The organism is Legionella parisiensis (assembly GCF_001467945.1).
GTDB lineage: Bacteria > Pseudomonadota > Gammaproteobacteria > Legionellales > Legionellaceae > Legionella > Legionella parisiensis.
Genome location: NZ_LNYQ01000013.1, coordinates 1,113,607 through 1,126,029, shown reverse-complemented (window position 1 = coordinate 1,126,029; position 12,423 = coordinate 1,113,607). Strand labels below are relative to the sequence as shown.

The window sequence follows — 12,423 nt, the reverse complement described above, 5'->3', positions numbered from 1 at the left end:
TTTTGCAGAAGTTATATTCCTATTTTTTGATTAAATCAATGGTAAGGTTAATAATTTGGTGTCTTAAGGTATGCTGGTATACACTTAATTTCATTATTCACCAAGTTGGAGAGTGTCATGCGCCAAGTAGCTGTCAGAATGTTGGCTTTAATGTTAGTCACACCATTAGCTTTTGCTGAAAATGCTTTACCGCCTCCCATTTTTGCTCCTCAGTTAGTTCTTGATAAAATTGATTTCCAAGTTTCAGCAAAACAATGGGTTACAACTCAAACTGCTTTATTGGGTGTCAATATTAATGTGACTTTAACCAGTGCTGATTTAGTGAAGGCACGTGCTGATATTATGGAGCGATTAAACAAAATCGCAAAAGGAGAATGGCATTTGATCGAATTCGATCGATCACAGGATAGTTCTGGTCTTGAAAAGTTATATGTGCAAGCACAAGCACGGGTAAATCAGGAAGCGTTAACTGATATTTATAAGAATGCCAAAGATGTGAGTTTGCCTGGCGCTAAATATGAGATATCCAGTGTTGATTTCAAACCAAGTTTTGATGAAACTCAAGCTGTTTTAGGGCAAATTCGCCAACGCTTGTATCAACAAGTGAATGATGAGCTTGCTCGTATTAATAAGGCATATCCAGGACAAAATTACAGCGTCAGTAATTTGGTTTTTGCTGAGGGAACCAATCCTCCTTTGCCAAGACCTTATCAAGCGAAGACAATGAATACAATGATGGTAGGAGAAGCAGCAACCCCGGCTCCGGTTTTGACCGTCAGTAATGAATTAATCTTAACCGCAATCGTTGAGGTTGCTTCGAATCGTAAGCAATAGCTCGCGCATAAAGCACGGTACGTGGAGTAAAATTTGTGAGGATCTTCCAAGAGGTTGTTTGTGGCATCCAAGAAATGCTTGTTTGCGGAGGCGGGACCAGGCTATAGCATTTAATATTAACCAGATAGTAAAGCCAAGTCATAATTCGGAGTTACATTTTCATAAAAGGGGAATCAATTTGTTGGTGGTTGAAAAAGTTATTGGGCATCGGGGAGCCGCTGCTTATGCTCCTGAGAATACGTTGGCCGCTTTTGACAAGGCTTTGGCTTTAGGATGTCGTTTTGTTGAATTTGATGTGATGTGTAGTGCTGATGGAGAGCCCTTTGTTATTCATGATGATAATTTAAAAAGAACAACAAATGGGCGCGGTGATGTAGGCATGGTTGAGTCCGGATATTTGCATTCTTTGGATGCAGGTTCTTGGTTTTCACGACAATTTAAAGGCGAACATATTCCGCATTTTAAAGAGGTGCTGAAGTGGTTATCTTTTTCAGGTGCTCAGGCTAATGTGGAAATTAAACCTTATCCCGGTACCGAAGAGCAAACTGCGGTAACAGTAATGAGCCACATTCAACGTTATTGGCCACAGGATAAAGATTTGCCTTTGGTTTCCAGTTTTTCTTGGGATGCTTTAGTTTTATGTCGCAGTATTGCTCCTGAAATGCCATTAGGTTTACTGCTGCATGCTTGGGATGAGCAATGGGTGCAAAAAGCAAAGCAGTTAGATTGTTTTTCCATTCACCTTAATCGCAGGGTTTTAACGGAGGCGCGGGTTAAGGCAATTAAAGCAGCGGGATATGTACTTTGTACATATACGGTGAATCGCAGACGTTTGGCTAATAAGTTATTGGGCTGGGGAGTTGATGCGGTTTTTAGTGATTATCCTGATTTACTGGCATGAAAAAATTATTTCTTTTTTTATTCATTCTCTTTTCTACATTGTCTGCCCAGGCAAAACGGGTTGAACTGGTGTTTTGGCATGGAATGGCAGGACATCTTGGTGATGAAGTCAGATTGCTTGCTGATGACTTTAATCAAAGCCAAAGTGAATACTTTATTAAACCTGTTTATAAGGGAAATTATGTAGAGACATTAACAAGTTTTGCTGCTGCATTCAAAGCACATCATTCTCCTGCAATCGTGCAAATTTTTGAGGTAGGCGCCGCTATTATGCAGTCTCCAAAGGGAGTAATCAAACCGGTAGATGAGCTGATGCAAGAACAAGGGATGAGCTTGGCTCAAGAAGATTTTATTCCATCGGTCCGGGAGTTTTATAGCAATAAAGGGCAATTAATGGCTTTGCCTTTTAATCTCTCAGTTGCAACATTGTATTACAATCGAGATGTACTTGCGAAAGTAGGTTATTCCCAAGCTAATTTTCCGCGTACCTGGTCTGAGATGGAGGTATTGGCTGAGAGGTTAAAAAAAGCGGGTTATGAGTGCACCTATACAACAGCTTATCCTGGATGGGTGCTTTTTGAATCGTTTTTGGCGATTCATGGATTACCGTTAACCCAGAATAATCCTGCACGCGCTGTTTATGCAACGCCGCAATTACTCCATCATTTTGAGCGCTTGAAACGGTGGCACTCATTGCATTATTTTCGCTATGCAGGCAGGGTAGATGATGCCACCATTTTATTTACTAGTAGTGTTTGTCCTTTATTTAGCCAATCTTCTGGAGCTTATAACAGTTTATCCGCCTTAGTTCCCTTTCATTTAGGCATTGCCAGTATGCCTTTGGATACGGAAGTAAGTAAGCTAAGGCATGCAAATGTTGCCGGGGGGGCTGCATTATGGGCAGTTGCCGGACAAACGAAGAAACAATATAAAGGGATAGCTCAATTTTTTGCCTATATTGCCAAACCCGAAACACAAAAACGTTGGCATGAGCATACAGGGTATCTACCCATAGGGTTACAAGGTATTTATGAAGATATTTTGCGCAGCAGTCGCCATCCTACCTTATTGATGGCGCGTGCTGATTTAGCAGGTGAGTTACAAGAAAAGCCGTTACAAAGTTTTGGTCCACAAAATCAGATTCGCAGTATCAATGACGAGGTTTTGGAAGCGATGTTTGCTGGTTTGCTAAGCCCAAAAAAGGCCATTCATGAATCTACAGCGCGAACCGATCATATATTATTGCGTTTTGTCAGAAATACCAGGGGGCAATAATGATAAGAAAATCAAAAATACTATGTATCCTGGTAATTGCTTTTTACTGTCTTCTGGATGTTTTCGGGAATGTTTCTGATTATTATGTCAATTTTGCTGTGGTTGAACGCACGCTGATGATGAACGATATATTTCAGGATTCTTTAATTGGTTATCGAGCCATTACCAATCCCATACTGCATCATGCAATGTATCTGGTTATCATTGGTTTAGAATTGTTAACTACGATAATTTGCGGTGTAGGAGCATGGAAGTTATTTAAAGTGCGGGATGCAAACGCTTTCATATTTAATGGTACTAAGAATTGGGCTGTAGCAGGTCTTACTTTGGGATTTTTAACCTGGCAAGTGGTATTTATGTCTGTAGCTGGTGAGTGGTTTGGCATATGGATGTCATCCTCGCTAAGAGGGGCTATAACAACAGCCTTCCAAATATTTATTACTTTTTTAGTTCTTCTGATCTACTTAACTATTAAAGATGAGTAAAGACCAGCTTGGGGATCTCATTGCCAGTACATAATAAAAAACCCTCCGCAAGGGGAGGGTTTAAGGTGCTAGGAAGAATATTTATTCCATGATTATACAGAAGTAAATCGTTTATTGGCCTCTTCTATTTGTTGTATCATACGCTCTTCTTGGACTCTCAGCTTCTCCAGTTCTAAACTTCCTTCTTTGTACGTAACTTTAATTTCTTTGATAACGTCTTCCAGTTTTTCTATCTCTTTATCTATTTGTTCAAGAGTGGAGCGTACTTCTTCTGTTGCAGCATTCAGGGTTGCTTGTTTCAGAGTTATTTTTACCCACATTAAATAAAGTGATGCATTTCGAGAATACTCAGATGGAAGTCTGGTTTCAGGAGCCTTATCTTTCCTTCCAGGGATTATTTCTAACTCTTTCGCAAGAGTTGTTATATCTTGTTCGAGAGATTCTTTCTGAGACTCATATTGCTCTTCGGTTCTATCCCTTGTTAATCGGTAAGTAATCACGCTCTTTTCTTTATCTCTTAAAAGATTATCGAGAACGTCTAATTTTTTAACAAGCCCCTCAATTTTATCATGTAAAGGTAGACATTGTTGGAACAAGGTAAACGCGTCGAAACCTTTTAACTCAGACTTCAACAGGCGAACAACAGCCGCTTCTTTCTGAGCTTGTTCTTCCCTGTTCTTCATAACTTCTCTTGTTCTTTCTGCTGAGTTTTTAGGATCAATGATCGCATCTACAGTAAGAATTAGACCTTTGCCTTCATATCGTTGATCAATGTATTGTTGAACACGAGCCTCAGTGTCTTTATTTCTTACGCAACGACCAGCCGCCTGTGGTCCTGACAGGATTCCGTTAATCACATTGATATCTGATTCAATAACGGGCGAATTAGTATTGATAATTTGCACGTTCAAGATATCTCTGATACTCACCCCTGTTGCAATCACCTGATCCGCTACGATATGAGTTCTCAAACCTACTTCGATTTGAGCGAGTTGTTCATCAATTGTGGATTGTGGTGTACTCATATCAATTGCACCAGAATAATTCTCCGTTGCTTTCAAAGTGACTAAATTAGGCTGAGGTGCTCCAGCTATCACTTCAGATACAGGTTGTGATGCTTTGACTTTAGCTACCATTGTTTCTGCTCTGTCCAATATCAATTTGGTAATGGCTTCCTTTTGTGCAGTAGGCAATTTGGAAATTGGTGCACCTAACTTTTCTAAAGCTTCTTTTAGTGTTTCCCTGTTTTTTGTTTCACATGATTCAAGCTTGGTAAGAAATGGTTTAGGTATCTCATCATTTTTCGTTTTATATTTCGCAATATGCTGATCCCATTCTTTCAAATAGTCCTCAAGTTTGTGAGTTCTGTCCTTTTCCGCGATATCTGTATGCTTTTCATTGAAGACAAGAGCAAGCGCATAGCTATTGATTGCTCTTTGAATATCTTTTTGTTGTTCTGTAGCGATATCCTGTTGTAAATTCACTACCGGAAGACCTACAGTTTTTCGGAACTCTACTTCTTCTACGGCACCAAATTTCTGAACCAATTGCAAGCGTGCGTCACATTCAGATTTTTGTCTAAGTTTTGCAACTTCACCTTGGTATTTTTCAATAGTCTCTCTATCTCCATTGGCGATTTTTTGATAGATCTCAGCCAATTTTTCACGAGTTGCTTTATCGTCAGAAAACCCCATGTTACGTTGGCAACGAATGCGGTTCAATGCTAAAGCCTGATTAATAGCTCTTTCTTGTGCTATAGAGTCTTCAATTCCTGATTCCGCTTCGATGATTTGTTTCTTTAATTCAACGGGATCAACATAACCACTCATACCTTCCTCAAGATAGTAATCATCAAAGTAGTGAGCCACAGCTTGATCAGTCAAACTTTTTTCATTCACATAAGCGACTTCATCTTTAATTGGTCGAATAGTTCCAAGTTCAATTGCAGCACCAAGACTTAAGTCATCTAAAGGATTACCTGTAAAGAGATTATATAACTCAGAAGTTGGAGTGGCTGTTAATGCCAGGACTGAATTACGAGCTTTTATTCCTTTCAAAAGTTCTGCATCTTCTGGTTTAAATGTATGGCGATGACTTTCATCGATTAAAACCATAGAATCTTTTATTTCGTTTGCAATGATCTTGAATAGGGGGTGCTCAGCTTGTAAAACAATTTGATCGAAAGGCTCAGTGCCTGCAATCACTTTGCGAAAATATGCTTGGATTTTTAGTACATCCTCTTCTTCTATATCACTCAAATCCTTTTCCAAAGCTTCCCAAAGGACGTCCACTTTACCTTTAAGAGTATCTAAAGTGAAAACTCGTGGAGTCACTTTAACACCATTGACCACTCCAGCACCAATCAGGTCAGATGTTTCTTTTGATTGTTGGTTTACTAATGTTTGATCAGGAACAATCATGACGGTGCGCCCAACGGCTTGAGCAATACCTGCCATAACAATACTTTTACCCGAACCGGTACCCATAATCGCTAGTCGTTGTTCTTTATGATCTTTTAAACTGTCATGAAATTTAGATAAAATTTCATTTTGATATGCATATGGAACAAACGATTTAGTATCAACGGCTAATCCTTTTTTGGTTACTGCACGAAGATCACCATCTTTATCATAGGTGAGTTTTACAGTAGCTGTATGGTCATGATCGAAGAATAATTTTCCTCTGCTTACTTCAGAATTTAACTTACTGGTGATATTTACAGTATAATTTTGTGTGGTGCTTACAGTTTGATCATTGCCTTCAAAAACTAAATCAATTGTATAAACTGCGCCGCCTATAGTAATAGCAGCTTCAAGATGTGGTTTTCCGTCGCCTTTATCTTCCCATTTAGTGCTTTCCCCTGGCTTACCGGCTTTTGCTAAAATCGCTTTTACTACATTTCCGATCTTCGGATCTTTTTTATTGTTTTCTATATCAATACTTTCTTTCGCACTTCCTATTGTTACTACTGCACCATTTGTTACCACCTCTTTTAACAAATGAACCGCAGCAACGGTATCTGTATAATCTTTTAGATCTTTAATTTGCTGTTCAACAATTTCTCGACTTGCGCCCATCTTAAACTCCCCCGTGAATATATTTTTTCTACATTGATTTTTTAAGTTAGATCATTGTGGGTCTTATTTGGATATATAGGCCACAATTTACCTAATGTTTGCCATTATATAAAATGAATCTTAAGTGACCATTAAGTGGTTTGATTGAAAATAAAATAAGCATTACTGAGGGGTTTATAAGAAGAGAAAGAGGTTGTATTTTTATTATTTACTATATTTAAAATATACTTTATTTGTTACTATCTTGATCTCAATGACTCTTTTTTTGGTGATATAAGCCAAATAATAAATAAAAATTCATTGATGTTTATTTGAGATACTAAAGAGAAAATGCACAGGACAGTGAGGCGGTAATGACATATCTTAAGATTAATCAAATAACTGCGGCAGAAGGTAAAATTATGATTCTCTTAAAAAAATTAGGTTTGGATCCTGATGAACGAATGCTGAAAACCCTTGAAGAGAATCCTGAGTATATTAATCGGCTTGCCTCCTTATTCATGCGCTTAAAAAAATGCAACATTAAATTGAATGATACCCTTCATGACCTCATTGCAAGTAACGTTTCTTGTGCAGGAAGTCTGAGCAATTTATTAGATTTTATGCACAATGAAGAAATTGATGTAACTCTTTTTCCTCTAGCACGTTTATTTGCTTGTGCACAATCAGACACCGTGCTAATACAGGGAATGCAGCTGCTCAAAACGCGTGCCCCCCTTGATTTGACTACTTTAAATCTTTTCTTTGCATATCCTGCGCACTCTTTATTGCTTGCTGATTTAATCATTAATTTTCAACAGCACGCTTATCCTACAGAGAAAATAGTCGAAAAGCTCCATAAGTTTTCTGCAAAAAATATGGATACGGCTATAAGACTGCTTACCCTCCTTTTAAATAAAAATCTCTATTATTTTGAATGTTTCGAAGTTCTTTCAACGCACCAGGAATATATCGATAAAATTTATGAGGGTACGCTAAAACTTACTGCAAAAAATAAACTCGCAGCAAGTTACTTCAGTGTCATTGAGAATAATCCAAGAAATGCCAACGTCCTAGCCAATCTTATTCTGCTATTACATAAAGAGTCGCTCATTGATTATAGAAAAACAGAAGATTTATCCATGGTAAGTAAATTGGAAATAGGAGCTTTTCATTTCTTGTCTCATCTGCAGCAAGCCGGTATGTTAGATTCTGAAAATTATAAAAAAGTCTGTCAGGACAGTTCAATCCTCACGCAGAAGGATGTCATGGAATCGTTTATTAATCTTCCTTTATTCGAGGGATTTGATAAATCCGAATTAGCACAAATGCTTCGCTTGATTTCTGAACCAAGTTCTGAAACCAATTTAGAGGAGTTTATGGCAATAATTGAAAAGCATCAATTGGTTAAAAACTCAAGTTTGAAACAATGAAATTTGCTTTAACTTAGTCGTTTGTGTTATATTTTAGCCCTTTAAGGTCAATTCAGGGACAATTTATGTCTGGACATAATGATACTAAAAACATAGAGACAACGAGTGTGAGTACTCAAGCGATGATCCAAAGTTTAAAGCCTGAAGTTGTTCGAGAATTAATGCAATCTTCTTCTCCTGGAGAAGGAAATGATAAAGAAGAAAATGCAACTGTAAGTACTGTTTTTCTTAACCGTTTGAATAAATTGGGTCTGGGATGTGATCCTCGAATGATCAATCTTATTGCTGCATATCCTCATTCTGGTAACCGTTTAATTTCCGTATTTAAGGCATTGAAAGATCTTAAAATTAATCTGACTGAACATGTTGAGAAAGTTATTGCCCAAAATATCTCCAATATTGGTGGGGCCGTCAATTTATTGGGAGTGATGAACGATTTAGAGATCAACCCTAATTCTGTGTCAATACAGATTATATTTCAGGCTGCAAGGACTGATTCAACTGTGGTGCAAGCTACCCGGGATCTACACGAGAGAGATTTGCTTGATAAATCGAGTTTTAATTTACTCCTTGCTTATCCTGAAGAGTCACTCAATATTTCTCGATTACTTATTGAGCTTCAGGATCATGCATACAATCCTGCCGCTTTGGTAGATAAACTTCGTGCGAGTTTGATTTCACCTGCATGCATGAATACAACGCTCAATCTGCTTGGTTTGTTATTAACAAAGGAGATTTATGATTTGGATATCCTTGATATTCTTGCAAGACAAGAACAATTCATCGATATAATTTATGAAGGTGCGAGAAAGCTTTTAGAAGTCCCCGAATTGTTAAATAACTATTTCGTATTACTTGAAAGAAATCCCGAGAATGCTAATATTTTTGCCAAAAATCTATTGTTACTAGACAGTGCATCACTAATTAGTCACTGTTCATCAAAAGAAGAATTCTTAAAGGTAAGCCAATTGGGTATTGGGGCGTTTCATTTCATGAACTACTTGCAGCAAGCAGGTATGTTGAATGCTGAAAATTATCGAAACATTTGTGAAAATAATAGTCTTTTAGAAAGGCCAGACATCGTTACAACATTAACTAATCTTCCTCTGATGACTAAATTCACAAGAGAAGAATTAGAGATAATGCTGGAGTTAGTGGCTAAACCAGCAATTTCCGTTACCCCGGAAGATGCTAATAAATTCAATGAAGTCTTGGAGGAGCATCAAATTCATCCACATTTCGGCAGGGCGCGTTAATTTAAATCATTAAGCAAGCAAAATTGCTTGCTTTTTTTTCTCTCACAATTGAATTCACGATCAATGTCACTTCGTAAGCTATGAATTACTGTATCTGTTAAAATACTGTTTTCTTAACTATGTAAGAGTTTTATCGAAGATTTGGTAGTGCATTAAGTTGCTGCATAATTATTTGCTGTTGAGCAGCCTCCTTTTGCTGTTGGGTTGCGGCAATCGAATCATTCATTGCATTAATCGCATTTTCTTGCTCGACGACGGCTTCACTGTCTATAGATGTATCTGCATCTACTGGTACATCTGGATAAGCTACTTGTGGTGGATTATATCCAGGAGAATAAGTGTAATGGATTGGTTCATATGTTGTACCAACTACATAAGCTGATGGAGTACCACACCCTGTTAGTAGAAGTATCATTCCCAAGCTAATAAAACAGGTAACTTTCATCATAAAAAACGCCTTTAGGCATACAGGAAAATAAAGAGTATTACCTTTTTGGTTTGTTTGTATAATTATAGATCAAAATGATTATTAATTTATCATTTAATTGGGGGAATGTAGCCTTTCTGCTTGTAGCCGGGCTCCATTGGATCACAGTCAAAGAAAATCTTGGCTGCAAGCAACCAGGCTATAAATCCTATCCTATAGTGGTTCTAGGAAATTTCCTAGATTAGGTTTTTGACCCAAACGGTATTGATAAACGACATAGAAAGCCATAATGTTTTTTAAGTAGTTACGTGTTTCTTGCCAGGGAAGTGTTTCTATCCATACATCAATTTCTTTAGGGGGGTGCGTTTTTAACCAATAAACCACCTGTTTTGGTCCTGCATTATATGCTGCAGCGATGAGTATGGGATGATTATCGAATCGTTTTGCAAGTTGTTTTAAATAAGCCACCCCGATATTGATGTTCTTTTGAGACAGGAACAATTGTTTTTGATCATTATAAGGAATCTTATCTGCTTTTGAGACCACTCTCGCGGTATAAGGCATGACCTGCATTAAACCCCGAGCACCCGCAGAAGAAGTCGCGTCGTCTCTGAATCCGCTCTCCTGACGAATGATGGCGTAAATAAATTCTGGAGCAACTCCATATTTTTTAGAGAAAAGCGCAATGCTGTCTTTATATGCCAATGGAAATCTTAATGATAGCTGATTATTCAGCGTCTCATTATTGCTTAAGTAAACAGATTTACCATGCCATTGTAATTTCTGATCTATCCAATAGACTAAAGCGCTTGCCTCGTTTTTAGGCAATTCACTGATGAAATCATTGAGCAGGCGTGATGCTTGCAGCATTTGCCTGGTCATGTAAAGCGTTTGAATTTTATCAATAAAAGCTTGATAGGGTTTTAATACATCCAGATTTGTTGTAGGAGTTTCATTGGTAAAACTGGGTTTTATATTGAGATGAAGGCTTGCAAGAAACCCATAATATTGTCTATTTTTTGCCAGGGCTTCGTATAGCGCATGTGCTTCTGCTTTTTTCCCTTGTGCTTCTAAAGAGCGTGCTAGCCAATATTGCCAACAGGGTTCCTCTTTATCTTTTGAATCATTAATTAACGCGGTGACTTGTGCCCAGTTTTTTCGTTTTAAAGCAAAGCGGATTTGCCAATCCAACAACACATCATTGTAGTATTGTGGTTTTACTTTGGCGAACCACTCTAATGCATCCTCATCATTACGCATGGCTTTATAAAGAGCTACATGAGCTAAAAAAGCTTGTTGTTGTGCCTGGCTCAGCATTTTCGAGGTTTGGCTTTGCTGCCATAACTTAAGCGCTTTATCCATATTAATCGAAACCATACGCTTCAGTCCGTAAAGATAGATGTCATCTGTTAATTCACCAGGGTTTAGCTTGCTGATATTCCCAGGATTTTGATAAACAGCATTTAAAGCATTCAGCTCCAGGGGATGAGGTTTATTGTATTTCGTCAATAAATAGCGCGCTAACTGGATATTGCGTCGCTCCAAAGCAAGAGCAATTCGTTGAGTAATTAAGTTTTGATCAAAATTATTATCTTTCAGCAGCAAGTCAAACAAACTGTTGCAAGAGGGTGGTCTTGAATCACCACTTAGCCACAGTGGAATGGATGCTTTTAACGCTTCTTGTTGTTTCCCTGTATTGTAATTTGCAATTTGCTCATAACAAACGAGATTGAGATCATTAGATGGCTGATAATATTGGCTAAAGCGAATCCAATCCTTACTTTTCGCTAATTCATACAGCCATTTTTCGCGTAATTTGGTCGATAAAGGAGTGGTTCCATTAATGAACTCCAAAAATGAGGGACTGGGTGTTGCAGGAGGTAAGTTTTGACTAAAGGACAAATAGGTATTAAAACGTTCCATATATTGTTCTCCCGAAAGGGCGAGGCAAGTCTGGAAACTAATAAATACACATAAGAATAAAATAAATTTTTTCATAATTTTTCTTAATTAATGTCCTTTGATGGTTGCTAATTGTTTTCGCATGGCATCAATTGTCTCTTTGTAATTTTTGCTATTGAATATCGCAGAACCAGCCACAAATTGGTTTGCACCTGCGCGCGCCAAAGTAGCAATATTATCTATGGTCACGCCGCCATCGACACAAATGTCGAGTTGAGGATAAAGTTTGCGGACTTGAGGTATTTTATCAATAACTTCAGTGATAATCTTTTGTCCTCCAAAGCCGGGATTTACTGTCATGATTAGGACAAAATCAAGTTTATGAGCACACCAGGTTAATACTTCAATTGGTGTGGCCGGATTTAATACAAGACCTGCTTCACACCCCAAATCTTTGATGAGTTTTAAACTGCGATCCACATGTATGGTTGCATCGGGATGAATACTAATTCGTTTTGCTCCTGCTTTTGCGAATGATTCAATCAGTGCATCAACTGGATTAATCATGAGATGGACATCAATAGGGAGTTGCGGGAAACGTTTGCGTAAAGCCTCACAGAAAGCAGGGCCAAATGTTAAATTGGGTACATAATGATTATCCATAACATCAAAATGAATATAATCAGCTCCTGCATTCATAACGGACTCTACTTCATCTCCCAGGCAAGTAAGATCTGCAGATAAAATTGAGGGTAAAATATGATAAGTCATGGGGTAATTTTTTAATTTGGATAAGTAGCTATATCATATGCTGTCTTGAAAAAACATTCTACGATGTTAAGTAAAGAGTATGGT

At 37.9% G+C, this 12,423-nt stretch carries 10 protein-coding genes; 6 read left to right on the top strand and 4 right to left on the bottom strand.

The annotated features are described in order from the left end of the window. The first annotated feature begins 117 nt into the window (after positions 1 to 117). From Lpar_RS11040 to Lpar_RS11025, 4 genes are all read left to right on the top strand, one after another. Positions 118 to 834, top strand: a complete 717-nt coding sequence (locus Lpar_RS11040; RefSeq protein ID WP_058517989.1) for a hypothetical protein — start codon at positions 118 to 120, stop codon at positions 832 to 834. Positions 835 to 1,015: 181 nt separating this feature from the next. Continuing rightward, entirely contained in the window at positions 1,016 to 1,735 is a 720-nt protein-coding gene (gene ugpQ / locus Lpar_RS11035; RefSeq protein WP_172465785.1) for a glycerophosphodiester phosphodiesterase, read from the top strand. Continuing rightward, a complete protein-coding gene (locus tag Lpar_RS11030; RefSeq protein WP_058517987.1) occupies positions 1,732 to 3,009 on the top strand; it encodes an extracellular solute-binding protein in 1,278 nt (425 codons plus the stop codon). The genes ugpQ and Lpar_RS11030 overlap by 4 nt, the downstream gene beginning before the upstream one ends. Further along, a complete protein-coding gene (locus tag Lpar_RS11025) occupies positions 3,009 to 3,494 on the top strand; it encodes a DUF2165 family protein (RefSeq protein WP_082650374.1) in 486 nt (161 codons plus the stop codon). The genes Lpar_RS11030 and Lpar_RS11025 overlap by 1 nt, the downstream gene beginning before the upstream one ends. Before the next feature lie 92 nt (positions 3,495 to 3,586). Here Lpar_RS11025 and Lpar_RS11020 read toward each other — a convergent pair whose 3' ends face one another. Further along, on the bottom strand, positions 3,587 to 6,571 hold the full coding sequence (locus Lpar_RS11020; protein ID WP_058517985.1) for a DEAD/DEAH box helicase family protein: 2,985 nt from the start codon (positions 6,569 to 6,571) through the stop codon (positions 3,587 to 3,589). A gap of 353 nt (positions 6,572 to 6,924) precedes the next feature. Here Lpar_RS11020 and Lpar_RS11015 point away from each other — a divergent pair, with 353 nt between their 5' ends. Together Lpar_RS11015 and Lpar_RS11010 are read left to right on the top strand one after the other, a co-directional pair. Then, positions 6,925 to 7,983 carry a hypothetical protein gene (locus Lpar_RS11015; RefSeq protein WP_058517984.1) on the top strand — a complete coding sequence of 353 codons (1,059 nt, stop codon included), beginning with the start codon at positions 6,925 to 6,927 and terminating at the stop codon, positions 7,981 to 7,983. A gap of 65 nt (positions 7,984 to 8,048) precedes the next feature. Then, entirely contained in the window at positions 8,049 to 9,239 is a 1,191-nt protein-coding gene (locus Lpar_RS11010; RefSeq protein ID WP_058517983.1) for a hypothetical protein, read from the top strand. Between the two features lie 130 nt (positions 9,240 to 9,369). Here the strand turns inward: Lpar_RS11010 and Lpar_RS11005 are convergent, their stop codons facing one another. The 3 genes from Lpar_RS11005 to rpe all read right to left on the bottom strand — a co-directional run bounded on the left by Lpar_RS11005 (position 9,370) and on the right by rpe (position 12,339). After that, positions 9,370 to 9,687, bottom strand: coding sequence for a hypothetical protein (locus Lpar_RS11005; protein ID WP_058517982.1), 318 nt, complete (start codon positions 9,685 to 9,687; stop codon positions 9,370 to 9,372). A 192-nt stretch (positions 9,688 to 9,879) separates the two neighbouring features. Then, positions 9,880 to 11,664, bottom strand: coding sequence for a transglycosylase SLT domain-containing protein (locus Lpar_RS11000; RefSeq protein WP_058517981.1), 1,785 nt, complete (start codon positions 11,662 to 11,664; stop codon positions 9,880 to 9,882). A gap of 12 nt (positions 11,665 to 11,676) precedes the next feature. Next, positions 11,677 to 12,339, bottom strand: a complete 663-nt coding sequence (gene rpe / locus Lpar_RS10995) for a ribulose-phosphate 3-epimerase (RefSeq protein ID WP_058517980.1) — start codon at positions 12,337 to 12,339, stop codon at positions 11,677 to 11,679. Between the last annotated feature and the right edge of the window lie 84 nt (positions 12,340 to 12,423).